25 protein-coding genes are annotated in these 26,335 nt (G+C 39.0%); 22 read left to right on the forward strand and 3 right to left on the reverse strand.

The window, feature by feature from the left end; genetic code table 11:
* The first annotated feature begins 292 nt into the window (after positions 1-292).
* From yycF to rlmH, 8 genes are all read left to right on the forward strand, one after another.
* Positions 293-1,003 (forward strand): response regulator YycF, encoded by a 711-nt coding sequence (yycF, locus tag ACFYKT_RS15130; RefSeq protein WP_389221295.1) that lies wholly within the window; start codon positions 293-295, stop codon positions 1,001-1,003.
* A gap of 9 nt (positions 1,004-1,012) precedes the next feature.
* On the forward strand, positions 1,013-2,842 hold the full coding sequence (gene walK / locus ACFYKT_RS15135) for a cell wall metabolism sensor histidine kinase WalK (protein ID WP_389221298.1): 1,830 nt from the start codon (positions 1,013-1,015) through the stop codon (positions 2,840-2,842).
* Complete coding sequence (locus ACFYKT_RS15140; RefSeq protein WP_389221301.1) at positions 2,839-4,167, forward strand: YycH family regulatory protein; 1,329 nt, start codon at positions 2,839-2,841, stop codon at positions 4,165-4,167. Before walK ends, ACFYKT_RS15140 begins: the two co-directional genes overlap by 4 nt.
* Positions 4,154-4,957 (forward strand): two-component system regulatory protein YycI, encoded by an 804-nt coding sequence (locus tag ACFYKT_RS15145; RefSeq protein ID WP_389221304.1) that lies wholly within the window; start codon positions 4,154-4,156, stop codon positions 4,955-4,957. Before ACFYKT_RS15140 ends, ACFYKT_RS15145 begins: the two co-directional genes overlap by 14 nt.
* A gap of 6 nt (positions 4,958-4,963) precedes the next feature.
* The gene (locus tag ACFYKT_RS15150; RefSeq protein ID WP_389221307.1) at positions 4,964-5,758 is read left to right on the forward strand and encodes an MBL fold metallo-hydrolase; all 795 of its coding nucleotides are present in this window, start codon (positions 4,964-4,966) and stop codon (positions 5,756-5,758) included.
* Between the two features lie 269 nt (positions 5,759-6,027).
* Complete coding sequence (locus tag ACFYKT_RS15155; RefSeq protein ID WP_389221640.1) at positions 6,028-7,251, forward strand: S1C family serine protease; 1,224 nt, start codon at positions 6,028-6,030, stop codon at positions 7,249-7,251.
* A 181-nt stretch (positions 7,252-7,432) separates the two neighbouring features.
* Entirely contained in the window at positions 7,433-7,594 is a 162-nt protein-coding gene (locus ACFYKT_RS15160; RefSeq protein WP_389221310.1) for a CxxH/CxxC protein, read from the forward strand.
* 80 nt (positions 7,595-7,674) lie between these two features.
* Positions 7,675-8,154, forward strand: coding sequence for a 23S rRNA (pseudouridine(1915)-N(3))-methyltransferase RlmH (gene rlmH, locus ACFYKT_RS15165; RefSeq protein ID WP_389221313.1), 480 nt, complete (start codon positions 7,675-7,677; stop codon positions 8,152-8,154).
* 170 nt (positions 8,155-8,324) lie between these two features.
* Here the strand turns inward: rlmH and ACFYKT_RS15170 are convergent, their stop codons facing one another.
* Positions 8,325-8,507 carry a hypothetical protein gene (locus tag ACFYKT_RS15170; RefSeq protein WP_389221316.1) on the reverse strand — a complete coding sequence of 61 codons (183 nt, stop codon included), beginning with the start codon at positions 8,505-8,507 and terminating at the stop codon, positions 8,325-8,327.
* A 220-nt stretch (positions 8,508-8,727) separates the two neighbouring features.
* Between ACFYKT_RS15170 and ACFYKT_RS15175 the strand changes: the two genes are divergently transcribed.
* From ACFYKT_RS15175 to ACFYKT_RS15230, 12 genes are all read left to right on the forward strand, one after another.
* Positions 8,728-10,041: a dynamin family protein gene (locus ACFYKT_RS15175; protein ID WP_389221319.1), complete on the forward strand. Its 1,314-nt coding sequence runs from the start codon at positions 8,728-8,730 to the stop codon at positions 10,039-10,041.
* Positions 10,038-12,356 carry a dynamin family protein gene (locus tag ACFYKT_RS15180; RefSeq protein WP_389221322.1) on the forward strand — a complete coding sequence of 773 codons (2,319 nt, stop codon included), beginning with the start codon at positions 10,038-10,040 and terminating at the stop codon, positions 12,354-12,356. Before ACFYKT_RS15175 ends, ACFYKT_RS15180 begins: the two co-directional genes overlap by 4 nt.
* Positions 12,357-12,502: 146 nt before the next feature.
* A complete protein-coding gene (locus tag ACFYKT_RS15185; RefSeq protein ID WP_389221325.1) occupies positions 12,503-12,988 on the forward strand; it encodes a hypothetical protein in 486 nt (161 codons plus the stop codon).
* Positions 12,981-16,313, forward strand: a complete 3,333-nt coding sequence (locus tag ACFYKT_RS15190) for an ATP-binding protein (protein WP_389221328.1) — start codon at positions 12,981-12,983, stop codon at positions 16,311-16,313. The genes ACFYKT_RS15185 and ACFYKT_RS15190 overlap by 8 nt, the downstream gene beginning before the upstream one ends.
* Positions 16,314-16,317: 4 nt before the next feature.
* Positions 16,318-16,908 carry an HNH endonuclease signature motif containing protein gene (locus ACFYKT_RS15195; RefSeq protein ID WP_389221331.1) on the forward strand — a complete coding sequence of 197 codons (591 nt, stop codon included), beginning with the start codon at positions 16,318-16,320 and terminating at the stop codon, positions 16,906-16,908.
* Positions 16,905-17,282: a DUF6985 domain-containing protein gene (locus ACFYKT_RS15200; protein WP_389221334.1), complete on the forward strand. Its 378-nt coding sequence runs from the start codon at positions 16,905-16,907 to the stop codon at positions 17,280-17,282. Before ACFYKT_RS15195 ends, ACFYKT_RS15200 begins: the two co-directional genes overlap by 4 nt.
* A 603-nt stretch (positions 17,283-17,885) precedes the next feature.
* Positions 17,886-18,356, forward strand: coding sequence for an inner membrane protein YiaA (yiaA, locus tag ACFYKT_RS15205; protein WP_389221337.1), 471 nt, complete (start codon positions 17,886-17,888; stop codon positions 18,354-18,356).
* Between the two features lie 226 nt (positions 18,357-18,582).
* Positions 18,583-19,227 carry a DedA family protein gene (locus tag ACFYKT_RS15210; RefSeq protein ID WP_389221340.1) on the forward strand — a complete coding sequence of 215 codons (645 nt, stop codon included), beginning with the start codon at positions 18,583-18,585 and terminating at the stop codon, positions 19,225-19,227.
* A gap of 434 nt (positions 19,228-19,661) precedes the next feature.
* Positions 19,662-20,147, forward strand: coding sequence for a DoxX family membrane protein (locus tag ACFYKT_RS15215; RefSeq protein WP_389221343.1), 486 nt, complete (start codon positions 19,662-19,664; stop codon positions 20,145-20,147).
* 725 nt (positions 20,148-20,872) lie between these two features.
* A complete protein-coding gene (locus tag ACFYKT_RS15220) occupies positions 20,873-22,840 on the forward strand; it encodes a methyl-accepting chemotaxis protein (RefSeq protein WP_389221346.1) in 1,968 nt (655 codons plus the stop codon).
* Positions 22,841-23,011: 171 nt separating this feature from the next.
* On the forward strand, positions 23,012-23,485 hold the full coding sequence (locus tag ACFYKT_RS15225) for an RNA polymerase sigma factor (protein WP_389221349.1): 474 nt from the start codon (positions 23,012-23,014) through the stop codon (positions 23,483-23,485).
* Positions 23,486-23,490: 5 nt separating this feature from the next.
* Positions 23,491-24,006: a hypothetical protein gene (locus ACFYKT_RS15230; RefSeq protein WP_389221352.1), complete on the forward strand. Its 516-nt coding sequence runs from the start codon at positions 23,491-23,493 to the stop codon at positions 24,004-24,006.
* Between the two features lie 94 nt (positions 24,007-24,100).
* Here the strand turns inward: ACFYKT_RS15230 and ACFYKT_RS15235 are convergent, their stop codons facing one another.
* Together ACFYKT_RS15235 and ACFYKT_RS15240 are read right to left on the reverse strand one after the other, a co-directional pair.
* Complete coding sequence (locus tag ACFYKT_RS15235) at positions 24,101-24,262, reverse strand: Fur-regulated basic protein FbpA (RefSeq protein WP_389221355.1); 162 nt, start codon at positions 24,260-24,262, stop codon at positions 24,101-24,103.
* 44 nt (positions 24,263-24,306) lie between these two features.
* Positions 24,307-24,717 (reverse strand): IDEAL domain-containing protein, encoded by a 411-nt coding sequence (locus tag ACFYKT_RS15240; RefSeq protein ID WP_389221357.1) that lies wholly within the window; start codon positions 24,715-24,717, stop codon positions 24,307-24,309.
* Between the two features lie 438 nt (positions 24,718-25,155).
* Here ACFYKT_RS15240 and ACFYKT_RS15245 point away from each other — a divergent pair, with 438 nt between their 5' ends.
* Both ACFYKT_RS15245 and ACFYKT_RS15250 read left to right on the forward strand, forming a co-directional pair.
* Positions 25,156-25,626: a flavodoxin gene (locus ACFYKT_RS15245; RefSeq protein WP_389221359.1), complete on the forward strand. Its 471-nt coding sequence runs from the start codon at positions 25,156-25,158 to the stop codon at positions 25,624-25,626.
* Positions 25,619-26,260 (forward strand): WD40/YVTN/BNR-like repeat-containing protein, encoded by a 642-nt coding sequence (locus tag ACFYKT_RS15250; RefSeq protein WP_389221361.1) that lies wholly within the window; start codon positions 25,619-25,621, stop codon positions 26,258-26,260. Before ACFYKT_RS15245 ends, ACFYKT_RS15250 begins: the two co-directional genes overlap by 8 nt.
* The last annotated feature ends 75 nt before the right edge of the window (positions 26,261-26,335 follow it).

The raw sequence follows: 26,335 nt of genomic DNA on the forward strand, positions 1-26,335 counted from the left end.
TGTAGGACAGGTGAGACCCCGCAGGAGCGGATACTCCGAGGAGGCTCACCGCCTACCCCGCGGAAAGCGAGCGCCTGGAGCGGAATCAACTTTTACGAATTCACGTTGAAAGCATCAATGTTTGCGAAAACAGGCTTTCTAATAGACTCCTGCCCAGTGCACGTGCTTTACTATACTATAACTTCTAATAATGTATTTCCATTTATAAAAATGGTAAAGTAAAATTGAGAAAAGATAATAATAAATTGAAATCTACTTACTCCCAATAATCAGATGAAAAAAGGAGAATAATATGGAAAAGAAAATTCTAGTTGTAGATGATGAAAAACCAATTGCAGATATCCTGCAATTTAATTTAAAGAAAGAGGGCTATGAAGTCTTCTGCTCCTATGATGGAAACGATGCGTTGGAAAAGGTGGAGGAAATCAAACCTGATCTAATTCTTCTTGATATCATGCTTCCGCTTAGAGATGGAATTGAAGTTTGTCGGGAAGTAAGGAAAAAATATGATATGCCAATTATTATGCTAACAGCTAAGGACTCTGAAATTGATAAAGTCATTGGCCTTGAGCTAGGGGCAGATGATTATGTGACAAAGCCATTTAGCACAAGGGAGCTTATTGCTCGTATTAAAGCTAATTTAAGGCGTCATCAACAAATTATTGCAAATACAGTTGAAGAAGATGAGACCAATGAAATTACAGTGGGTTCACTTATTATTCACCCAGATGCCTACGTTGTTTCTAAACGGGGAGAGACTATCGAACTGACCCATCGTGAATTTGAATTGCTCCATTACTTGGCAAAGCATATTGGACAAGTTATGACAAGGGAGCATCTTCTGCAAACAGTATGGGGCTATGATTATTATGGAGATGTTCGAACAGTTGATGTAACGGTTAGACGTCTTCGTGAAAAAATTGAAGATAACCCAAGTCATCCCACCTGGATTGTAACTAGAAGGGGAGTAGGATATTACTTGCGAAATCCCGAACAGGAGTAAGGATAATCAATGAAAAAGGTAGGGTTTTTCCGGTCAATTCACCTGAAATTTGTCATTATTTATGTACTGTTAATATTAATTGCCATGCAGATTATCGGTGTTTATTTTGTTAGACAATTAGAATCTACATTAAAGGATAATTTTAAGACGACCATCCAGGATCGGGTCAATTTACTTGGCTATTATCTTGAGGAACAGATGACAAAAGAGCGGTTGCCTGATGAAGATGGCCAAACCCTTGATGAAGATGTCTATAAATTATTAAGAGACTTTTATTCACCTGATATTACGGAAGTAAATGTGATTGAGGGAGATACATTAAAGATTATTGGCACATCTAATCCAGATAACCAAGGAGTCGTTGGACAAAGAACAACTAATACGTTGATTAGAATGACCATTGCTACCGCACAACAAGCAAGTGAGGATCATATTGATCACACAGGGAATCGGATCTGGGTATTAGTGACGCCAATAAAGCATAATGGCGAGGTCAAAGGGGCTATTTATTTAGTAGCAAAAATTGAAAATGTCTTTCAGCAAATGAGACAGATTAATAATATCTTTATTACTGGAACAGCAATCGCCCTTGCCATCACAGCCGTTCTGGGTGTTCTCTTAGCGCAAACCATCACAAGGCCCATGTCAGATATGAGAAGACATGCTTTAGCGATGACAAAAGGGAACTTTTCTCGGAAGGTAAAGGTGTATGGGTATGATGAAATTGGCCAACTAGCGATGACATTTAATAATTTAACGAAAAAGTTACAGGAGGCCCAGGCGACAACTGAAGGGGAAAGGCGGAAGCTCTCTTCTGTCCTGTCCTATATGACAGATGGTGTGATTGCAACCGATCGCAAAGGACGCGTCATTTTGATTAATGAACCAGCAGCAGAAATGTTGAATGTTTCACGTGAAACAGTTCTGTCCTCCCCGATTGTTACTCTACTTGGTCTGGAAGAGGATTATACCTTTGATGAGCTGCTTGCCGAACGGGATTCAGTCATATTGGATTATAGCGGGCCAGCTAATACATTAATTTTACGGGCAAATGTTTCAGTTATACAAAAGGAAACAGGGTTTGTAAACGGGCTTATTACTGTTCTTCATGATATTACTGAACAGGAAAAAATTGATATGGAACGCAGAGAATTTGTTGCGAATGTTTCCCATGAACTTAGAACGCCTTTAACAACAATGAGAAGTTATCTAGAAGCGCTTGCAGATGGTGCATGGCAGGATAAAGAGATAGCGCCTAACTTTTTAGAAGTGACACAAAATGAAACAGAGCGAATGATACGCTTGGTTAATGACTTGCTGCAACTATCGAAAATGGATAGCAAGGATTATCGTCTGACGAAAGACTGGATCGATGTTATTGCTTTCTATAATCGGATTATTGACCGATTTGAATTAACAAAACAGCAAAATGTTACTTTTGAAAGAAAGCTTCCTGCTCATTCAGCATTTGTCGAAATAGATGGGGATAAACTAACCCAAGTGCTAGATAATATTATATCCAACGCACTGAAGTACTCTCCAGAAGGAGGCAAAGTGACTTTCAGGGTGGAAGAGAAAATGGATCTGCTTATTATTAGTGTTTCTGATCAGGGTGTAGGAATACCAAAGGAGAATATTGATAAAATATTTGACAGGTTTTACCGAGTAGATAAAGCAAGAACAAGGAAACTGGGTGGTACCGGACTCGGTCTTGCAATCGCCAAGGAAATGGTTGAAGCACATGGCGGTGAAATATGGGCGATGAGTAAAGAGGGGAAAGGAACAACTATTTCTTTCAGCCTGCCTTATGTTCGTACTGAAGAGGATGATTGGGAATGACATATGAAAATATTAAATCAGTCATATTAGTCTTTTTAGTATGCTTTAGTGTGCTATTAACATGGAGTATTTGGATGTATCAGCCTAATTATGAAATGATGAAAAAGCAAAATACAGTTGAAAAGGTTGCGATCAGTGAAAAGAAAGAAGTTGGGGAAATTATTAAGCCTGATCGAATTTATTACCATCTTTCAAAAGAAAAGCATTATGGTACAGTTGATAAAAATGAAATAAAGAAAATAATTACTGAGATTGGCAGATGGAATTTTACAGATTTTGAGAATATTTCAGATGAGATAAAGAACCCTTATTCGTTCAGCCATAGTCCCGGAAATACGGTGATTGTGTTTCCAGACTCTATTCCAATCGACCTTTATCGGTCAATTATTGATATAAAAGATAAAGACCTGCCAAATTTTCAGTTTGATCAAATTGTGATCGATGTAGAGGGAGTACAAAAGGAACAGAGCTTCGTTTATTTCATTTCTACTAAGAATGAGAAAGCTTATAGAAGCCATGTTCCTTCCTCCTTCGTTTCTAATTTCAATACTAGTTTCTTTAAAAATGTCGAATACACAATAAACTATGTAAAGTATTTTCCATATAAGTCCTCTAATGAACGAATTTTCTTTCTTCCAGAGAAAGAAACGAAAATGTTAAGCTATCAGTATTTATCCAACCCATTGGATTCTGAAAAATATAAGAATGCTCTATTTATTGATCCAAGTGTTGTTCAGAAGAATTATCTGCTTTCAGGAGAAGAATATAAGGATTATTCCAGTTTAATGCGCGTGAATTATGATAAAAACACCCTTTCTTATATTAATCCAGTTGAAAGCAGTGAGAGTCACTTTCCTTCCAATAATCTGCTGAAAAGAAGCATTGATTTTGTTAATGAACATGGGGGATGGACAGGTAAATATCGATTTGTTGAGGTGGATGAATTGAATCATAGGGTGCTGTTTAGGCTCTACGAGGATAAAGGCTACCCTGTGTTTAGTGATGAGAACGGAATTTCTGAAATCAGGCATAAATGGGGACAAAATGAGATTCTGGAGTATTCACGCAGTAATTTTTCATTTGGAGTCCTAACTGAAACGGTAGAAAAGACGCTGAGTTCGGGTCATGAAGTATTGGAATGGCTGGAAAGTATGGAAGACTTTGATCTTGATTTAGTTCAGGATATCGTGCTAGGGTATACGATGACAAAGGATCCACAAACACCATTAGTCTATCTTGAACCTTCTTGGTATTATCAATACAATCATTCATGGTACAAAATTTCAATGGATGAGTTTGAAGGAGGCAATCATGGATTGGAGTAAAATTAAGACAATCTTTATATTGACCTTCCTTGTTTTAGATATTTACCTAATGTATGAATTCTTTAAACTGAAAAGTTTAAGTCAATATGAATTTCTTACAGAAACATCATTTGAAAAAAGACTGAAAGCCGATGAAATTGAGTATGTGGAGCTTCCAAAAGTCTATCAAAAAGATATGTATTTAAGTGCTAAGCCAAAGAATTTTAATAATGAGGGCTTAGAAGAGTTAGCAAATACAAAGTTAAAAGGACAAGACGTTGAAGTAAAGGATGGAACAATTTTAGAATCTGTTTTAGACAAGCCATACGAGCTTAGTGATAAAATTGATTCAACAGAGGTTAATTCTTTTATCAAAAGTCATGTTTTGTACGGGGATCAGTATCGCTTCTGGAAGAAGAAGGGGAATATGATCATCTATTATCAGCAGTTTAGGGATAAGGTCTTTTATAAAAATATTAGTGGGGAATTGACCATTTTTCTAAATGATGAAAACGATATTGTTACCTATCAGCAAACATTATTAGAAAACATCGAAGAACTCTCCGAAGAGGAAAAAATTATTCAGCCTTTAAAGGCGATTGAAACCTTATATGAAAATGGCTCATTAAAGCCGAAAAGCAAAATAACGAAAGTAGAGCCTGGCTATGTTACTTTTGTACATACGGGCACCTCACAGGTTTTGACACCAGCCTGGCGATTTGTTATCAATGATGAAGAAAATCTATTTGTCCATGCCTTCGAGGGTCAAATTATGCAATTGAATAAAGAAGAGAAAAAAATAGTGGAGTGAGAGAATATGTCATTGCAATTTAGCGTTCTCGCGAGCGGAAGTACAGGGAATGCGATATTAGTTGCGACAGAGGATCATTCATTTCTGATTGATGCTGGTCTGAGCGGGAAACAGATGGAAGCTCTATTTCAAAAGGTTGGCCGAGAGATAGGGAATCTCTCAGGCATACTTGTTACACATGAGCATAGCGATCATATTAAAGGTGTAGGGATACTGGCTAGGAAGTACCGGCTGCCTGTTTATGCAAATCAGAAAACATGGCAGGCAATGGATGGGCTGATTGGACAAGTACCACTGGAGCAGAAGTTTATATTTGATATGGAAACAGTGAAGACTTTCGGTTCTTTAGATATTGAATCCTTCGGTGTTTCACATGATGCTGCAGATCCAATGTTCTACGTTTTCCATCAAGGAGAAAAGAAGATTGTCTTAATTACAGATACGGGGTATGTCAGCGACCGGATGAAGGGCCTTATATCTAATGCGGATGCCTATGTATTCGAAAGCAATCATGATGTTCAGATGCTCCGGATGGGCCGCTATCCATGGAGTATTAAAAGAAGAATCCTAAGTGATGTCGGGCATGTATCTAATGAGGATGCAGCAATAGCAATGAGTGAAGTAGCGGGTGACCGCACAAAGCGCATTTACTTAGCTCATTTAAGCCAGGATAATAATATGAAGGATTTAGCGAGAATGTCTGTCGAACAAACACTGGAAAGCAGGGGGATTCGGGTCGGGGAGCAGTTTGAATTGTATGATACAGATCCGAAGATACCGACTGCATTAACTGCTGTTTGATAGTGGAAATAGGGGAAATAAGAGGAATGAGTATCGCTATTTAGCGGGAACTCATTCCTCTTTTTTAACAAATTTCAGCAAACTTATGAACAAAGTCGTAAGAATGCTTATTTGCGTATCTTTTTCCTTAGCTTATTAAAAATGAGGGAGTATAATAATGGATAAGAAGGAAGACTAAATCCTAGGACTAATACTCGTATTAAAGGCAAGGTATCACTGAAATCGAGAAGTTATTACTTTCTATTATGAAAAGAAAGGACTGGTGCAGTGTGGGTTATTATGATCAAGATTATCAAAATCGGTCAAATAGACAAAAGGGGAATAAAGGCGGCTATTTTTTGGCAAGTCTTGTAGGAGTCATTCTCGGTGCTATTCTTGTCATTATTGCTGTCCCAAAACTATTCGAGTACAATGTTCTCCCTTATTCGATAGATTCAGGTGAGCATGTGCAAGAGGATTCTGCTAGAAATAAGAATGTCCCTACTCAAAATGTATCACTTAATGTGGTGACAGATGTAACAAAAGCAGTTGATAAGGCTGGAGATGCCGTTGTTAGTATTACAAACATTCAAGCAGCTGGCTTCTGGTCAAGAGAAAATGGAGAAGATGGGGTGCCGGCAGGATCGGGATCAGGCGTTATTTATAAAAAACAGGGGAATAGTGCCTTTATCATCACAAATCACCATGTGGTTGAAGGTGCCCAACAGCTTGAAGTAAGTCTTGCTGATGGAACAAAGATACCAGCAAAGTTAGTTGGAAGTGATATATGGACAGACCTTGCTGTATTAGAAGTAGATTCAAAAGATATTCAAACAATTGCAGAATTTGGTGACTCAGCTGCTCTAAAAACGGGTGAGCCTGTGATTGCCATTGGAAATCCGCTAGGGACTTTTGAAGGTTCAGTCACACAGGGGATTATTTCTGGCCTAGAGCGGACGGTACCAGTGGATATTGATCAGAATGGAACGGCTGATTGGCAGGCAGAGGTTCTTCAAACGGATGCAGCTATCAATCCAGGGAACAGTGGTGGAGCTTTAGTGAACATAAGTGGTCAAGTGATCGGAATAAATTCAATGAAGATTGCTCAATCAGCAGTAGAAGGAATTGGGCTAGCCATTCCAATTAATTATGCTCAGCCGATTATTGAAGATCTTGAGAAGTATGGAGAAGTAAGAAGGCCATATATGGGAATTGGGTTGGCATCAGTAAGTGAAATTCCAGGATATTATCAGCAGGAGGCTTTGAAGCTTCCATCTGAAGTGAAATCAGGTGTAGCAATTACGACCGTTGAGCCAAACTCACCAGCTGCTCAGGCAGGTTTGAAAGAGATGGATGTCATTGTAGAAATGGATGGCGAGGCAATTACCGATGTCATCGATCTGAGAAAGCATTTGTACAATCAGAAAAAAGTTGGAGACCAAATGAAAGTTAAGTATTACCGAGCAGGGAAGCTAGCCGAAACAACTATGAAACTGAGCGGTGAGACATTCTAAATAGGTAAAAAGGAGAGCGTGGGTGCTCTCCTTTTTTTTATGCACAACATTCATATTTAACAAAGCTAATTGTTTTTGATAAGATGGGATGTGGATAAGTGAAAAGAAAAGAATGGAATCAAAATTATCCACAATTCAAATAATAATAGTAGATAACATTTATGAGAAGAGGAATGATTAAATGATATACAGTTGTGAGGAACATGTTGATGTAGCAATAGATACAGTCGTTGATGAGTATGAAACTTTCCCTCAATTATCTAAAATTTCAGAGGATAATAAGTTATCAACAGCCTGTGAATATTGTCAAAATCCAGCTATATATATGGTGGCGAACGAATGATCTTACACAATATGTGGATAGAAAATGTGGATATGTGGATAAGTATTGTGGATATCTTGTTTGTAAAGTGAGGATGGCCTGTGAATATCTCAATTATAACGGTTGGCAAGCTAAAAGAAAAATACCTAAAACAGGGGATCGATGAATACTTAAAGAGACTATCGTCCTATGCCAAAATAGAAATCATCGAAGTTCCAGATGAAAAAGCACCTGAAGAATTAAGTGAAACAGAAATGATCCAAGTTAAACAAAAAGAGGGCGAGCGGATCTTATCAAAAATCCACCCAGATGCCCACGTGATTGCTCTAGCTATTGAAGGCAAGCTAAAAACATCTGAGGAACTGGCCGATGGGTTGGACAAGCTTGCTACCTATGGCAAAAGCAAAGTGGCATTTGTAATTGGCGGATCACTTGGATTGAGTGCAGAAGTCTTGCAGCGGTCGAACGAGAAGCTAAGCTTTTCAAGAATGACGTTTCCTCATCAGTTAATGAGGCTGATATTGGTGGAACAGGTTTATCGGGCGTTTCGGATTATGCGGGGGGAACCTTATCATAAATAGGTAATGGTTTGGGGTAAAATATAAACCCCGTAAGATTAGTGGGGTAGAGTTTGATAGGCTATGTAGTGAAGGATCATTATGATCCTTTTCACTTTCAGGTAGGTAAGCAATAAAGGAAAAATGGATATGTTTAAGTTCCTTTTTGCTTATTTCTATTTTTTCAATTGATGCTACAAGTAGCTGTCTGATTCGATAGCAGATAAAAGGTCTTTCAGGTCAAGAAACTCTTTTAGTTGTTGACGAATTTGATCTGCCGTTATTGGTTTGATGGTCATATCTTGATCATGACCTTCCTTTTGATGATTAGCAACTAATTCTTTGATGGTGTTAATTTTTGTGCCAGTGCCTGTCACGCCCCGGAATTTGTCGAGTTTTGCAGTTTAATAGTTTCAATCATACATAAAATCCTAATAGAATTTTCTATTTCCCTGAATAAGGTTTTTTTGTAGGATTTTTTCATTTTATGTCGAAATTTTACTAGAATAGAATGTAAGACACCAACTTGAAATTTGGAATTCCTAAGCATGGCAACTAGAAATCCCCTCAAAAGGGTAGGAAGGATATCGGTTTCAAATGAATAGTAAATCAAGAAATTTTTCCGCAGCAATGTCGCTTGCGGGACATCCACTAATGGCAAGCAGACGAAAACTAAAGGCGCGTTACTACCAATCGCTAGAGTATTTCGTGAAGCAAATCGCAACCGATACAGAGTATACAAATGTCCGGCTTGGTCAATATCGGGATTTCCTCGTAGGAAACGAGAACCTGCACAAGTTAAGTGATGAAGGATACAAGGAAGTTATTCGTTCCATTGTAAATAACCCAATAAAGCCATGGCGCAGGAAATATAGATATTGGTTGCTTTGTGACATTGCCCTTATTCTGTTGGATAGAGATGCGATTGATCGGTCGCTTCGATTCATGCAAAGTTTCCTTAGTAGACGCCAAGCGGCTTTGATGGAATCGATGCACCGTGCAATATGGATTGATGATGAAGTAACCTCCGCGTTTGCGTTCACAGAGCCATTGCTTGCCCAGTTCCGTGAAAATCGCCGATTCTTTGCACATACGGAAAAACGCTTTGTCGTTACGGCAAATATGAGCGCAGGGAAGTCTACACTCATTAATGCCATCATCGGCAAGCCGCTGACACGGACTTCCCAAGAAGTTTGCACGGGTAACCTTTGCTACCTTTACAACAAGCCATTTGAAGACAAAACCATCCATTTTTCCGGTCCTCCTCTAAATCTTGATGCAAGTCGCGAGGACCTTATTCGTTTGGATCAGGCGGAGGTAAGCAGCATTGCTTCGCATTTTAGAACTATGGCTTCTTCCGATGGCCGAGTTTGTGTAATTGATACTCCCGGCGTGAATTCAGCGATAAACCGCCAGCATGGGAAGATTACCAAAAAAGCTTTAGTGGAGGGGCAGTACGACCTGTTGATGTACATTTTTAATGCGAATAAACTCGGCACGGATGAGGAGATGCGCTATTTGAAATGGGTCGCGGAGAATATGCCGAGGGAAAAGGTTGTATTTGTTCTTAACAAAATCGATGACTTCAAAAGAACTGAGGATTCAATAGAGGCAAGTATGAACGGTGTTAAGAATGACCTTAGGGAGCTGGGGTTTGAAAACCCAATAGTCTACCCGCTATCTGCTTATTTTGGTTATCTAATTAAGCTGAAAATGCACGGTGAGCCACTGTCGGAAGATGAAACAGATGCATATGACGCCTATGTCAGGAAGTTTAGTCGGCCTGAATATGACCTGTCAAAATATTATGATGGTGTAAACAGTGTAGATAGCGATAGTGAACCGTTATTGATGAGCAAAAGATGTGGGATTTATGGTTTAGAAACATTATTATTCGGAGGAAGTTTATGAAAAAAGTCTTTATCAAGTATAATCCTTTTAAGCTGGAAACGGAAATCATTGTTGAAGATAAAAAATTAGCGCAAAATAGCAAACTTGGTGAACTGGCGGCACCGGGGTCGCGCCTGCAGCAGTGGGTTGAGAACCTTCCAAGAATCCTGATCGACGAGTACAATGATATCGATTTCCAAGTATTGTTTCACGGCACGCTGCCTGACTACGAGGATTTGGCCGACGTATTTATTGAAGCGCACGAACGCGGGGAACTTACTGCCACGCTTGAGCGCAGGCCCGCAAAGGAAACAACGGACAAGGAAGTTTTAATTGACGAAGTATTCAATGAAATCCAAGCGGGGCCGTTTGATGAACTGCGTGACGTTGAAATCATCAGTGCATTCAATCATGCCAAAAGCAGCGACTTTGAGGTCTGTGTCGTCGCCACGATGAGCGCGGGAAAATCAACTCTTATTAATGCGATGCTTGGAACGAAACTCATGCCGTCAAAACAAGAGGCCTGTACCGCAATTATTACCCGAATTAAAGATACTAGCCAAGAGGAAATACCTTGGGAAGCTGAGGTTTATAATAAAGAATCCGTTCTTGTGGAAACGCACGAACAGCTTACTTACCCAACAATGGAACGCCTAAACGCCGATGAGAACGTATCTGCCATTAAGATTGCGGGCAATATTCCATTTGTGGCTACGGATGATGTTTCTCTGGTGCTAATTGATACGCCGGGACCGAATAATTCACGCGACCCGCATCATAAAAAGGTTCAAAGTGAGTTTCTAAGTAAATCATCTAAATCACTAGTTTTATACATAATGACAGGCGAATTTGGAACGGATGATGATAACGCACTATTGAAGCGTGTGGCCGAAAGTATGGCCGTTGGCGGCAAGCAATCAAAAGACCGCTTTATATTTGTTGTGAACAAACTTGATGACCGTAAGAAAGAAGACGGTGATACCGCTGAGACATTAAATCGTGTCCGCGCCTATCTAAAGACGCACGGGGTCGCGAATCCTAATTTGTTTCCCATTGCCGCATTGCCGGCGCTTTATATCCGGCAAAAGAAAAACAATGTGGAATTAGACGAAGAAACACTGGATGATATTTTCTTTAAGGTGAGAAAATTAAATCGAATACCGGCTAATGGGAATGCACCGCTCCATTTTGAAACCTATGCATCTTTGCCGCAAAGTTTACAAGGAGAAGTAAATCAAGCCGTATTGGATGCAAAAGCAAATTACGATGATGAGGGCGAAGCGCTGATTCATACAGGTATCCCTTCTGTCGAAGCAGCAATCCGGCAATATGTCCAGAAATACGCCAAAACAGCAAAGATCAAAAATATTGTGGATACCTTTATGCATAAACTTGATGAAGTCGGCTGTTTTGAAGAGACTAAGCGTGAACTTATCGAAAATCAGAAAGAGAGCAAAAAGATTGTTGAGCAAATTGAAATGGTCCGAAAAAAAATCGATGATGCCAAATCCGCCAAGAAATTCAAAAATGCTGTCGATAATGCAGTAGTAAAGGTAAACGATGATTCCCGCGACGTTGTCGAAAGTATTATTAAAAAGTTCCAAGTGCGGATTACAAAGAAAATTGACAATTTAAGAGGTCAAGAATTGGATGTTGATGATGCACAAGACGAGGTAGAGCGCCTTGACAAGTTTGCAAAAAGGCTCATTCCTGATTTTGAAGTTGAACTGGATGAATTAGTTCGAGAGAATTTAATCAAAACAGGTTCTGCTTTGATTGAAGAGTACCGTCAGAAACTAATTTCATTAACAGAAGAAATGGATTTTGAGGAAATGGGGATTTCCATTGATCCGTTAAAATTAATGGGCGGCAGTGTTGTGCCTACTAATTTTTCGTTCCAGCATCTGATTCGCGAAGACAGGCGGGTAACAGGAACGGAAACCTATGAAGTAAAAGAACAGACAAGAGGATGGTTTGAAAGTTTTGCTTTCTGGCCTAAGAACGAATATGTCACCAAAACCCGTAACATTTATAAAACGGTCAGGTATATTGATGGATCGGTACTAGCCCAGCAATACCTTGCCCCAATGCAAGAGGCATTATACGATAACGGTGATAATGCTCAGAAATTCACCCTTAAACAATCGAAACGAATCGCTGATAAGTTTAATATGGAGTTTAAGCGGCTTGATGACATTCTTAAAGAGAAACTTGCTGAACTTGAAAGCTTTGCCACTGACCAACGGAAAGCCGAGGAGCGTATTAAGGAAACGGAGCGCAAGTTGCAATGGCTAGAGGCAATTAAGACAAAAGTGGAATCCATTCTCGAAATATAGGAGGAAATGAAATGACTTTGACCAACACCTTTTACGATGCAGTATCCTCCGGAAAATTGAGGCGCGTCCGGATCATGATGAAAGACAGTCTGCTGAACGACCCGTCATTCACGGAATTTAACGAAATGTTGAATGCGGCAAGGAACATGAAAGAGTTGTATGACGACCATGATGGGCGTGTGCTGAATTACGAAAAATCATCATGGACGGATCATTATATGAATGAACTTATGGTTCAGGTTGTGGGGAACTTTTCCCGGGATAGGATTGACCTCTTGAAAAAAGTTGTCCGCCATAATCGCCCTGTTGCAATTAGCTCTCAAGGTGCAAGTCGTGCATCCGAACAGTTTGGCGCGGCTTATGGTTCTGGACGACAAAAGGTGGGAAGCGGCAATCAGACAACATCCACCAGACAGGGTGCCGGTGGTGGACAAGGAAACCACAGTCTACGGGGTTATTCTTATTCTAACCGAAGTGCAAAAGTTGCATGCGGTGCAATAGCTGGAGCTGCAGTTGGAGGAGCAATAGCCGCCGCTGCAAGTGTGGCTATTGTCGGCGGGGCTGTGGCCGGAGCGGTTATCGGAGGCGTGACTGTCGCAATTGCTACGAATGGGGAACAATTACATGAGTGACTTTTTAGACCTTTCTGTGAAGAAAAAGAATGCGGGCATTACCATAAGTAATCCGTCCGCACGTGTTCCGGCAACGCATAAAAGCAATGTGCCAAGCTATGATACGCTTCAAAATCAGCTTGCGGAGGCGAGTGTTCTTGTTGATGATATTGTTCTTAAGAACTATCTATCGAAGCTGACCGATTTAGAAGTGATTCCGCTAGATGATAGCCTAAAGCAGATCGGCAATATTCGTCTTTTCAAAATTACCGAGATGGTTTATCAAAACGATGAATATTCGACATATAAACTTGCGTCCGTTTTCAATTCCGTACAGAATCTTAATTGTGGTGTGTTTATCGTTGCTGATAGCGACGGCCAGAAAACAGATTTCTATATGGGCGTTCGCTCTCTTGACGACAAACGAACAACCAAGTCGCTTAAGGATACATTGCGTAACGCCCTAAGCGGCCAGTTCCCTGGTGTAAAAACGCTTGATTTACTTGACCCGCAAGCGGAAAAGATCCTAGCCAAAATTGAAGCGAAGAATATCGCTGCTGTATCATGTGTAGCCAAAGACAAGTATGAGAATTTCAAGGACAATGAAACGTACATACAGGGTCTTGAGAAACTTGCTCTTGCCATGCAAGGGCAACGTTATACCGCCGTTGTCTTAGCGAAGAGCACGCCGACAAACCAGCTTTTGGAAACGCGCCGCGCGTATGAGCAGATCTATACTCAACTGTCGCCATTCGCAAATATGCAGCTAAGCTACGGCACAAATACTGCGCTTAGTATTTCCGATGCGTTCTCCAAGGGTACTACTGTAGGAAGCTCACATTCTACCAATAGCTCCACGCAATCGGGGACAAGTTTTTCAAAAGGGACAACGTTTAATGAAAGCATGACAACGAACGACTCGAAAACAAACCAGAGTCTTGGAGGGGTTATTAAAAGCGGTCTCGGCGCGGTCGTCGGCGTTGCGGGAATCGTTGCAACACCGTTTACCGGCGGACTTAGTTTGTTGGCAGCGGGAGCAGCGGGGGCGGCGATCAATGTGATTCCGACCGGTACCAGAACAACCGGAACGTCGGCAACTACTGGTAAAGCTGAAACTGAAAACTTCACTTCAACCAAGTCTGAGACTTTCGGTGTGTCGGACTCGACCAATGAGAGTACAAATGAAAACTATACCGAAACGAAGGGTTTGACTACGGGGGTGTCAGACAATCTGCAACTTACCATGCAGAACAAAACGATTCTTAATACGCTTGAGAGAATTGATTTGCAGCTACAGCGAATTGACGAGTGTGAAAGTTTTGGTATGTGGGAAAGCGCGGCATACTTTCTTTCCGATAGCCAGGAAACGGTCGAAATGGCGGCCGGAACGTATAAGGCATTGATGATCGGTGAAAAATCCGAGGTTGAAATGTCTGCGATAAATTTCTGGGGCAACAGCAATCAAAAACAAAAGCAGTTGCCCATGCTTCGTGACTATATTACGAACTTTATCCACCCTGTTTTTGAGTACCGTTCCCATTCAGCGGTTGTACCAGTAACAGCATCTTCGCTTGTAAGCGGCAATGAACTTGCCATCCAAATGGGGCTGCCCCGCAAATCGGTTTGCGGTTTTCCTGTTATTGAACATGCCGATTTCGGCAAAGAAGTGGTGAAATATTCGAGGAGCAAATCCACCCGCAATTTTGCTCTTGGCAAAGTGTTCAACATGGGCAAAGAAAATGACACCGATGTTAGACTAGACCTCGATTCGCTATCCATGCATACGTTTATCACCGGGTCGACAGGATCCGGAAAAAGCAACACGGTTTATGCCATGCTTGAACAGCTTCGGAATGTTTATCATATTCCGTTCCTTGTGGTTGAACCGGCAAAAGGCGAATATAAAGATGTATTTGGCCAATTTAGCGATGTTGCTGTATATGGAACGAATCCAAAGAAGTCTGCACTATTACGCATTAACCCGTTTCGTTTCCCGGCCGATATTCATGTCTTGGAGCATTTGGACAGACTTGTTGAGATTTTTAATGTTTGCTGGCCGATGTATGCGGCTATGCCCGCAATTTTAAAAGAAGCGATGGAAAAAGCGTACATTGCAGTGGGGTGGAACATCAGCACATCGGAAAATTCCAGGGGAGGGGTCTTTCCGAATTTTTCCGACCTTTTGGAACAGATTGAAAACGTGATAAATGAATCCAACTACTCAGCGGATAATAAAGGTGATTATTCCGGCGCGCTGCTTACTCGTGTGCGCTCGTTAACGACGGGTTTGAACGGATTAATTTTTTGCCACGATGATTTGAGCGATGCCGATTTATTTGATCAAAGTGTCATTGTTGACCTTAGCCGTGTGGGTTCAGTGGAAACGAAATCGCTGATTATGGGCTTGCTTGTGATGCGGTTAAATGAATACCGAATGGCCTTCAGTAAGACTAATAGTCCATTAAGACATATAACTGTTCTTGAAGAGGCTCATAATCTATTAAAACGCACTTCAACGGAACAAGTGTCCGAAGGTTCAAATCTGCTGGGGAAATCTGTGGAACTTCTTGCCAATTCAATCGCTGAAATGCGGACATATGGCGAAGGGTTTATTATTGCCGACCAATCACCGGGCCTTTTGGATTTGTCGGTTATTCGGAATACAAACACGAAAATCATCCTACGTCTGCCGGAATATAACGACCGTGAACTCGTGGGGCTTTCTGCAAACCTCAACAAGGAGCAAATTGAGGAGTTAGCCAAGTTGGAGCGCGGCGTTGCGGCGGTTTATCAAAACGACTGGGTTGAACCTGTTTTGGTAAAAATCAATAAATGCGGGATTGCCGAAAAAGAGTATAAACATGACATGCAAGGTGATTTTACCGATAAAACGCAATTGCGCCAGCAGTTGCTTTATTTCCTTATTCAGGGAAGGGTAAACGAACGGCTGAGATTTGATATAAGTGAGATTGAGAGGAATATTGATTCGTTTCAATTTTCCTTACGGGACCGCGAATTCGTAGAAGAGCAAGTCATAGAATATCATGCAAACAACTCGCTGTTGTTATGGAGTGAGGGGAATTTTTCCAAGCTTGCCCGGCGCGTAACGAATATCCTGGGCTTAAGGGCACGGATTGAAAACATCGTAGCCACGGCTGCAGACAATACGGACTTGTCCAAGAAACTAGCTGAAACCGTCAGACAATTTGCTCCGGATGCAAGCGAGCAGGTAATCATGACATTGAGCCAATGCTTTATGAAAGATATGGCAGAAAATAAAAACGAAACAGAAGTCCGTAGAGGGATCTATAGGCAATGGATTGATGCGGAAAAGGAAGTGAGATAGTTCCATGAACTTTTTTCCGTTAAAAGAAGTGGCGGAATTGACTGTGAATCGATTCGCCGAAAGCCCCCTTGGAAAAATGACTGAAGGCAAGAAATTTGATAATCCGATGAGCGAGTATGACAAGCCATTGGGAGAAGTTGTTGAAAAATTTAGGAACTGTCCTATTGAAGGGAATAATGGGCACTGGGATGGTGAGCGCGGCAATTCCATTTGGTTTCCGGACCCGGATTTTGTTCCGGGTAAGGCCAATCCAGAAGGAAAAACGTGGAGTGAAATCCTTGATAAGTATGAAATAAGCTGCATTCCATTCAAGGATGGCGAACCGGATTTCAGTAAGGTCTGTAAAGGTGAAGTGGAGATTGAATCGTTTTCTGACAATAGGCCGGATAACTTTGATAAAGCCGACATCGAGTTGGCAAAGCAAAAAGGATGCACCCCAGAGGAAGTCGCCGCTTGGCGTAAAGAGAATGGCTACACATGGCATGAATGCAGGGATATGAAGACTATGCAGAAGGTGCCAAGCGAAATACATAACAATATCCCCCATAGCGGCGGCATATCTGAAGCTAAAAAAGGAATAGGTGATAACGCATGAAAAACCAGGTATTCGGAGAATTGATTTTTGACACGGGATGGAAGGCAAAAACGGTGTTGGTACTATTCGATAAAACCGTAGATATCATGGTTAAGGCTAAGGCTTACTACGAAAAGGATGGAATTACCTCAGACCAAGAAAAGGCATTTGCTGATTGGGACAGTAACAAAGAGCAGAAAGTGAGTATAATCGAAAAGCTGCTCAATGATTACTGCAAAAGTAATGCACCGGAACAGTTCATCCCTAGGACTTTACTCTTCGACCGGAACGGTGAATATGCTTTGCTCCTTGACGACAAGTGTGATCAAGATGAAGGCATTGCCATTTGCTTGGTTCCAAACGAAAGAGTTGTTTTACAGGGGGATTATTTGTAGGTGGGACGAAGGGACAGGCACTCTGTCCCGGCAGTTTCTGCCGTTAGGGAAGCTTGTGTTTTGAGATGGTGGAGCCAGCACATTTGGCTAGGGAGGCGTAATAGAAAATGAGTTTCTAAAAAAAGCATGTGAATTTGCTTTTTAAAAACCTCATTTAGGTACATTACGCTGAACCGTACCACAAATAATCTCTTAAAGCAGAGCATTAAAGGTACATGAATTTATGATTTTAGCAACGAATAATAACTTATTTTGCACACTCTTTATAAATGGCACCATAAAAGGACTAGAGAACCTCTAGCCTTTTTTATTTGCCAAGTAAAATTATAGATAGACAAGTGACTGTAAAGGAACATGAGTGACCTTGTTAAAAAAGGAGCTGCTGTTTGATCAGTTCAACTAGTCCTTGATATAAGTGGTCTCACATACTGTGTCATAAATTTCCACTCCAATCAATACCTTTAAAATAGGACTATTTAATGTGGTAAAAAGTATAAATTAATTCAATAATAGTAAACAAAATATGTAAAAAATCGCTATAATGTTTCTTATAGCAGGAGTGAAGGTATCTGCATTTTGAATGACAGTAAAGGGGAGCGACTAATGTCTGATTTGAATGAAAACCCGTTAATGAAGAGTGATGAAAAGAAACCAAAGATAAAGCCTGAAAGAAAAGAAGGAGAGCCGACTGCCGCCTTTAAAGGGGCAAGCTGGGCAGCTTTAGTGGTGGGTGTTTCCGCCTATCTGATTGGCCTGTTCAATGTGGGAATGGAACTAAATGAGAAGGGGTACTACTTTGCTTTATTGGTATTCGGATTGTATGCAGCTGTATCACTGCAAAAAGCGGTTAGGGATAAGGAAGAGGATATCCCTGTTTCCGGTATCTATTACGGGCTTAGCTGGTTTGCGGTGATTATTGCTATTTCCTTGATGGCGATTGGACTTTATAATGCCGGCAGCATCATTTTAAGTGAAAAGGGATTTTATGCTATGTCATTTGTACTTAGTCTATTTGCGGCAATCACCATCCAGAAAAATATACGGGATACACAGATGGTTAGAGATAGAAATTGATAATAGGGGGCGGTACTGTTTACAGTACTGTCCTTTGTCGTTTCAGGATGATTTTATGAGACCTTCCGTTCATCGGAGAGAGGATACTTTTTCCTTTAATAAAGGGGAAACGATCTTTTATTTGCTAAATATGCTAGAATAACTTATAGGGAAAAGAGAGTGTTCTTAATGGCTTTTAGAAAAAAATAATATGAGAATATATATATAAATGAAAGTGGGTACAACTTTGACATTAATTCAAAATATCATTGATTTCATCCTACATATTGATGAACATCTAGTTGAAATCATCAAAAATTTCGGCGGTTGGTCATATGGAATCTTATTTTTAATCGTATTTGTGGAAACGGGTGTTGTGATTTTCCCTTTCTTGCCAGGTGATTCTTTATTATTTGCTAGTGGTGCTCTTGCTGCGATGGGGGCATTTAACATTGTTTTACTACTCATTTTCTTTTTTGCCGCGGCGGTAATTGGAGATACAGTCAATTATCATATCGGCAGGAAAGTAGGGACAACCATCTCAAATAATAGTTTTATGGGAAGATTGATTAACCAAGATAAAATGAAGAAGGCTGAGGATTTCTTTAATAAGCATGGAGGAAAAACAATTGTAATCGCTCGTTTTATGCCGTTTATTCGCACATTTATTCCTTTTGTTGCAGGGGCGAGCCGAATGAACTATCGTTATTTCTTGATTTATAATGTGACGGGTGCTGCTTTATGGGTGGGCATCTGTACGATCCTAGGCTATTTTTTTGGCAATATCCCAATTATAAAAGACAATTTTTCAACGGTTCTCTTAGCCATTATTTTTGTGTCTGTGTTGCCAGCCATTATCGGAGTGATTCGTGGGCAATTGAAAAAAGGATGATGTATAAACCAATTCTCTAAGTGAGAGTTGGTTTTTTTTATGAGAAGTTCGGAGATCAATAAAGGGTCAGCGCCAAATTTATCAATAAATCATGTAGCGATATTATTCCTCTCATGTTTCCTTATGTAACATAAGAGCACTCCTAATGATTATTCCATAAAACAACTTCATAAAAAAATTGATCTAAATCAAGGAAATAGATGAATGGGCTCGTTAAAATATATGTATACAAATGAAAAAAGGGGACAGGCCATCATGGTTTTATTAACATTCATATGATGATTAGTAATTTGCGGGGGAGAAGATTAAGAAATAAGTAAATATGTGTATAAAGACAAGTGAATAATTTCACAAACTTTTAATTACTATAGCTTAACTTAAAATTTTTTAATGATTATTGTGAAGTGATTCACAATTAAAGGAGGAAACTCATTATGAAAAAACATATAAATGGACCAATAGTGGCATTCGTTTTGACTATATTACGAATTTGGTTAGGATTTCAATGGATCAAAGCAGGTTTTTATAAAATTAGTTCTGGATTTGATGCAGGTGGATTTTTACAAGGAACAATTGAAAATCCTACAGTTCAAGGGTGGTATGCCGGTTTTCTCAAAGGAGTTGCATTACCGAATATAGAGTTTTTTAACATCCTCATCCCTTGGGGAGAGTTTCTTGTTGGCTTAGGATTAATCTTAGGGCTAGCGACAATTCCAGCATTAATTGGTGGTGCCTTTATGAATCTGAACTTTATAATGGCGGGGATGGGATTAGCTAGTCTAGATGCAAAGCTTTTTGTGCTAGCAATGATTCTGCTGTTTATTGGAAAAGGAAGGTATTACTACGGACTTGATAGATTTGCTATCCCATATATAAAAAGGCACTTTTCTATGAAAAGAAGTATGTTGCAAATGAAATGAAGAAGAAAGGATACGGTTATCGCTCCTTTTTCTCTACCAAGACCTGCCCTCAAATGATAGATATATATTTACAAATGTGAAAGAGGCTGGGACATAACTAATTTAGCTTTGTTAAAAGCCGAATGATAAATTCATTTTCTATTATCTAAATAGAGAAGGCCGGACTATTGCAGAATGCTGTGTTAGCATTTCTAATAATAGTTCGGCTTTTTTAGTTGCTGAAAAATTTTTGTCCCAGCCTTTTTAGTGATAGTACTTTTGACAAAGTTGTGAATTTTTAATGAAGAATGTGTAAGTTAGATAGTATATAAATGTAGAAACGTGTTAAAATTTGTTGAAACATCTGGTGGGGAGTTTATAATTTTTAAGATTATGTAATTTACCCTATATTATTGGTTGAAAAGGGAGCAATATTTATAACCTTTGAAACAAGTTAACCTACAAGTGAATACGAGATTATAAATTTTTAAAAAAAGCTTGGCTATTCTATTCCGAGAATAGTCTTTTTTAATTTGGCTTTGTTAATGTTTGATGTTGATAAAGAGCCATTGGTGTGCACTCGAATGCGTTTTATTCGAATGAATAACTTAATGAGCGGGTACACCAATGGCGATTTTCTGCACCAACAATATTGATTAACAAAGCTTTTAATGTAAGCAATACTTGGTGTTTGGAAATGGAAGTAAAATGATAACAATAGAAAAGTAGAGAAAGAGGTTCCTGTATTGAAAAATATCTTTAGAAATATTAAACCAAAATTAATTTTAGCTTTTTCCTTCATATTAATAGTTCCTGCCATTATTATAGGATCGCTATCGTATACAACTGCAAAGAATGCTGTTGAACAAGAGATATTGGATGGATTTTCTGGGACTATCGATTTATTAAATACGTCTATTGATGATACTATACAGACTAAAAGACATGATATAGATGTACTTTCCAAAAGGATCTCATCAAATCAGTATCAGGGAGACAGTAGTCCAGGCATACGTCAACTTCTTGATCAGTATATAAGTTTACACCCCGAAGCTGATAGTGTTTTTGTTGGAACAGACGAGGGCTTATTCATTCAAGAACCAAAGAGAAAAATGGATCCCGATTATGATCCAAGAGAAAGATATTGGTACGAAGAGGCAATGAAAAATAAAGGAGAAGTAATTGTATCAAATCCAAGTAAATCTGCTAGTACAGGAGATTTGGTCGTAACTATTATGAGTACCACTCAAGACGGGTCAGGGGTAGTGGCAGTCAATATAGATTTAAATTACATCCAAAAGCTAGTAAAACAAGTCAAAATAGGTGATGAAGGGTATGCTTTTCTTTTAGATAATGAAAAGAAATACATTGCACATCCTAAAATAGAGGCTGGAAGTGAAGGAAAAGAAAAATTTTATAATAAAATGTACGAACAAGAAAAAGGGAAATTTACATACGAGTTTGAGGGTGCAAAAAAAATAATGGCCTTTTCTACTAACCAATTGACAGGTTGGAAAATAGCAGGAGGCATAAAACAATCGGAGATCAGTGATGCAGCATCTCCCATTTTGAAAAAAACTATGCTTGTTATTGTGATTGCTTTGCTGGTAGGTGCCTTTTTAGTATTCATTATCATAAAATCAATCATTAGACCTCTTAAGGTGTTAAAAGAGAAGGCGATAACAGTTAGTAAGGGGGATTTGACAGAGCATATTCAAGTTCAGTCCAATGATGAAATTGGCCAGTTAGCAATGGCCTTTAATGAAATGCAGGAGAGTCTAAAAATATTGGTTCGAGAAGTAGAACAAAGTGCCGAACGGGTTGCAGCATCTGCGGAAGAACTAACGGCAAGTGCTGAACATACGGCCGAGGCAACAGAACAAGTATCAGCTGCTATTCAAGAAGTGGCAAGTAGTGCGGAGAAACAAACAACTGGAGTGGATCATAACTCCCGGATTATAGCCGATGTTTCTGAAGGTATGTCTCTAATCACAGATTACTCCATAGAAGTATCAAAACTTGCTCATCATACAACTACCCAAGCAGAGGCAGGGGGACAGGCAGTTACCAATACCGTTAATCAGATGAATTCAATTCATAAGTCCGTAATGGAATCCAATACAATGATAAAATCCTTATATGAGCGCTCTAAGGAAGTCAGTTCCATTTTAAATGTGATTACTGGGATTGCGGATCAAACCAATCTTCTTGCTTTAAATGCAGCAATTGAAGCAGCAAGAGCTGGTGAGTATGGTAAAGGATTTTCTGTTGTTGCTGACGAAGTACGGAAACTTGCTGAACAATCTCAAACGTCAGCAAGGGAAATTCACGATATTGTTCAAGGAATTCAAAATGATACAGAAACCTCCGTTAAAGTTATGGCTCTTGTAACAAGTGATGTCCAAGCTGGGGTAGAAATATCTAACGAAGCTATAGAGAAATTTAATCAAATTCTCAAGAGTACAAAAGAGATCACTCCTCAAATGGATGAAATCTCTTCAACTGCTCAACAAATGAATGCAGCAGTTCAGGAGGTTACATCGACCACGGATGAGCTAGCTGAAATTGCGCAGGTTAATGCTGCAAATTCAGAAGAAGTAGCAGCATCTACAGAGGAACAATTAGCTTCGATGGAGGAAATTTCTGCATCAGCAAAGTCCCTTTCGTTTATGGCAGAAGAGTTAAATAAATTAATTTCTAAATTTAAACACTAAATACTTCACCTATGAAGGAGAGAGGATTTATCTATTACTGATGAATTCTCTCTCCTTTTTCTATTAAAGTTCGTAAAGGAATAGCTTGTTTATAAAATTATTCTGTGAAAAAAATTTCTGTTGCACGAATAAACGAAATTGAATCGTATTATGAAGTGAAGGAGGTTGGGTATGAAAACGTTCGCCGGCTTACGTGTTCATGAGATTGTTCAAACTTATAGTGACACCTTAATAAGAATTGCTGTGCAACAGACAAAGAATATGTCTGAGGCGGAAGATATTGTTCAAGAGGTCTATATGACACTTATGAGACAGAAAAAGCCCTTCGATAATGAAGAACATTTAAAGGCTTGGCTCATCAAAGTGACTTTTAATAAATGCAAGGATTACTTTAAATCCTCCCGCGTCAAGAAGACGATACCGATAACAGAAGAGATGACGTTTATCGCAAAAGAGGAACAGATCGTTCTTCCTGAGATTTTCGAACTTGATCAAAAAGAGAGGGCAATTGTTTATTTACATTATTATGAAGGCTACACGACTGCTGAAATTGCTAATTTATTAGAGATGAAAGTAAACACCGTAGGTTCAAGGCTGAGAAGGGTGCGGATGAAGCTAAAGAACATTTTAGAAGAAGGGAGTTAAGTGTGATGAGTGCTTATAAGAAAGTGATGAAGCAGATTCATGCTTCCGAAGAATTTAAGAGCAAAATGCAAAAAGAGATGATGGAATATGAACAAAAGGAAAAGAGGGTCTTTATGAAAAATATAAAATTAATGGTTGGGGGTTTAGTAGCTTGTGCCGTAATTGCTGTGATGGCTTTAACAAATATAAACAACGATGCAGAGTTAGATTTGACAGAAAGAATTGTGGTGGATAATACAGGACCTGCTGCAAAAGCAATGATTAATATTGAAGGAGTTATAACAGAAGTGGGAGAAGATGGATTGAGCTTTACGTTGGATAACGGAATGGAAGTAGTGGTCACAGATAAAACAGAATTGGGGATAGATGGTCCAACAGCACCATCTAAGGAAGAACAATTATTTGAGCCTACATTTAGAGTGGGCAATCTAATAGGTGGTTTTACAGAAGATACGTCCGCAGATCCAGTTACTGCAGCAGTAATTTATACTAACTGGAACTTTGAGAATCCTATTCGATAAGGCGCTGTTTTAGGGATAATATCTATGTTGTATTATCCCAACTTTTGTTATGTAATTGAACTCTTTATACGAATCCAATTACTAATTATTAGCTTTAACTGCCTTCTAGATATTTATAATATTCATGTTTTAATTCTTGTAATGTTAACTCGTATAACTGACGATCATCAGATGATTTATAAAACTCCATGTTTAGCAGCTGCTGAATGATTAGCTGTTTTTCATTACCTATTGTTCTATTTGAAATATTATTCATTTATATTTTCTCTCCAAAATGTGACTTTGAGTACCTAATATTTATTACGAATGATTTATAACTGTATTATTTAAAAAGCCCTCTAATCTCAGCTTAAGATCACTAGATTCTTTTAATTGTTTTGTATGAGTTAAAAATAATTCCTCATCCCTTACTTCTAGAGCCTGATCGATTTGAAAACGTAAATAGTTTAATTTCAATCCCAAGTCAAATTCAGTGACAAGTTTTCCTAAGTGAAAATATTGATCCAAATCTTCTAGGGCTATATAGAAATGTCCATGGCTATTGAGTATAGCTAGAACATACCATCCATTATTAAATGCGAAGCTTTGTTGATTAATGACTTCTATAATATCCATTTTGTTAATCGTTATGGTAGTTGCATGTATACTACCTGGACAAAAACATTCAATTTGATGTGTAAAGGTTTCTGTTGCGATGAAATATTGAATCATGCTCTTACCTCCTCGTAAAAAAACGAAGTGTCCTGTTTTTGAGAATCTTCTAACTGGATATTTTTATAGCTCCACATACATACTTCCCCTTTATCCATTTAATATAAACTTAAATCACCTGTAATTTCACAACCTACTTTTTTATTCTTTCAATATGTAAAAGGATCTTCGTAAAACATTCATTAGGAGTAGTATTTCTAATAATGATAATCATTATCACTAAATATATTTTAATTGAAAATTATTATCAGAGTCAAGTTGATAGCCATATCGTTTTTGATTGGTGTGGTGTAAATAGTTGAGGGGGAAAAAGCACCTAAGTGGATGTTGCAGTATTTGAATGACCAAATTATCTTTTTATAAAATTACAATTGACATTGATAATCATTTTCACTTATTATTTGATTGAATGAAAATGATTATCAGTAGGAGGTTGTGATGATGAAGTTTTTTATTGGATATGTCAGTATGTCTGGTAATACAGAAGATATCGCAAATGCTCTTAAAGAAAGTCTCCTTTTGACAGGATGTGAAGTGGAAATGGAATGCCTTGATAAAATAGAGGGAAATATCGTTTTACCATATGACTGCATTTTCATAGGAACATACACATGGGGGGATGGAGATCTGCCTTATGAAGCAGAGGGCTTCTTTGATGAATTGGATCGTTTAGATTTATCGGGAAAACATGTCGCATGCTTTGGTTCAGGCGATTATGCTTACCCCAAATTTTGCGGAGCAGTAGATGTATTTGCCGAAAAATTAGAGGAGAAAGGCTGTCTTGTATTTGATAAAAGATTGAAAGTGGAATTTGCCCCTGAAACAGATGAACAGGTGATAGAGTGTCAGCAATTTGCCCAATCCGTTTTTGAATGGGTGGTAAGAACAAAGGAATCAGAACTTGTTTAGCATGGGCTCAACGGCAGTATTATCGACACCGGATCGTCCTTTTATAGTTGCTGTTAAAAAAGCTGGCATTTACTCATTTAAAGCAGGGGAATGGCTTCTGCAGTATAGCCTTACTCAAAATATATACAAATTAATTCGGCTCGGCCGCCATATATTCGGTATTGGAGATAACGGGACAATTATTCGTTATGAACCTTATCAAAAGAAATGGAATCATACGTCTTTCCCGACGCCGCAACGTTTATGGGATATTACCGGGAATAGTGACGGATTAATTATTACTCATGGTGGCAGTAGGCTATATGTATCAACTAATTTTGGCTCAAATTGGAATGTAATCAAACCATTTCATGCGCTTAGTACCCGGCCATTCATTAGATCTCTATTTTATCACAAGGGTAATGTGTATATCGGTACTCAAGTAAATAAGGAAAGTGGCGGGTTATGGAAATACTCTTTGCAAAGTGGCGAAATGACTCATGTGAAAAAAGAAGAAAGCTCCATGATCTCATCTATTTATATTGATCATAATCAATCTCTTTATATTGCGAAGGCTCTTCATTTACAAGGTCAGGGAGCATTGAAATATTACATGCAGATAAGAATGAGTGGCAGAGATTTCAACAACCGGTAACAGAAAGAGCATTCTTAGACCTATTTAGTGCAAATGAAAAAATATTTACTACTTCAAGTAAGGATGAGTACGGCT

The organism is Cytobacillus mangrovibacter, from assembly GCF_042865275.1.
Taxonomy (GTDB): domain Bacteria; phylum Bacillota; class Bacilli; order Bacillales; family Cytobacillaceae; genus Cytobacillus; species Cytobacillus mangrovibacter.

Bases quoted from the DNA above. Each gene is read 5' to 3' on its own strand.
- ACFYKT_RS15195 (WP_389221331.1), top strand. From the start codon at position 16,318: ATGAACTTTTTTCCGTTAAAAGAAGTGGCGGAATTGACTGTGAATCGA.
- yycF (WP_389221295.1), top strand. From the start codon at position 293: ATGGAAAAGAAAATTCTAGTTGTAGATGATGAAAAACCAATTGCAGAT.
- ACFYKT_RS15200 (WP_389221334.1), top strand. From the start codon at position 16,905: ATGAAAAACCAGGTATTCGGAGAATTGATTTTTGACACGGGATGGAAG.
- ACFYKT_RS15180 (WP_389221322.1), top strand. From the start codon at position 10,038: ATGAAAAAAGTCTTTATCAAGTATAATCCTTTTAAGCTGGAAACGGAA.
- ACFYKT_RS15175 (WP_389221319.1), top strand. From the start codon at position 8,728: ATGAATAGTAAATCAAGAAATTTTTCCGCAGCAATGTCGCTTGCGGGA.
- ACFYKT_RS15160 (WP_389221310.1), top strand. From the start codon at position 7,433: ATGATATACAGTTGTGAGGAACATGTTGATGTAGCAATAGATACAGTC.
- yiaA (WP_389221337.1), top strand. From the start codon at position 17,886: ATGTCTGATTTGAATGAAAACCCGTTAATGAAGAGTGATGAAAAGAAA.
- ACFYKT_RS15215 (WP_389221343.1), top strand. From the start codon at position 19,662: ATGAAAAAACATATAAATGGACCAATAGTGGCATTCGTTTTGACTATA.
- ACFYKT_RS15150 (WP_389221307.1), top strand. From the start codon at position 4,964: ATGTCATTGCAATTTAGCGTTCTCGCGAGCGGAAGTACAGGGAATGCG.
- ACFYKT_RS15225 (WP_389221349.1), top strand. From the start codon at position 23,012: ATGAAAACGTTCGCCGGCTTACGTGTTCATGAGATTGTTCAAACTTAT.
- walK (WP_389221298.1), top strand. From the start codon at position 1,013: ATGAAAAAGGTAGGGTTTTTCCGGTCAATTCACCTGAAATTTGTCATT.
- ACFYKT_RS15185 (WP_389221325.1), top strand. From the start codon at position 12,503: ATGAAAGAGTTGTATGACGACCATGATGGGCGTGTGCTGAATTACGAA.
- ACFYKT_RS15145 (WP_389221304.1), top strand. From the start codon at position 4,154: ATGGATTGGAGTAAAATTAAGACAATCTTTATATTGACCTTCCTTGTT.
- ACFYKT_RS15140 (WP_389221301.1), top strand. From the start codon at position 2,839: ATGACATATGAAAATATTAAATCAGTCATATTAGTCTTTTTAGTATGC.
- ACFYKT_RS15190 (WP_389221328.1), top strand. From the start codon at position 12,981: ATGAGTGACTTTTTAGACCTTTCTGTGAAGAAAAAGAATGCGGGCATT.
- ACFYKT_RS15235 (WP_389221355.1), bottom strand. From the start codon at position 24,262: ATGAATAATATTTCAAATAGAACAATAGGTAATGAAAAACAGCTAATC.
- ACFYKT_RS15240 (WP_389221357.1), bottom strand. From the start codon at position 24,717: ATGATTCAATATTTCATCGCAACAGAAACCTTTACACATCAAATTGAA.
- ACFYKT_RS15230 (WP_389221352.1), top strand. From the start codon at position 23,491: ATGAGTGCTTATAAGAAAGTGATGAAGCAGATTCATGCTTCCGAAGAA.
- ACFYKT_RS15245 (WP_389221359.1), top strand. From the start codon at position 25,156: ATGATGAAGTTTTTTATTGGATATGTCAGTATGTCTGGTAATACAGAA.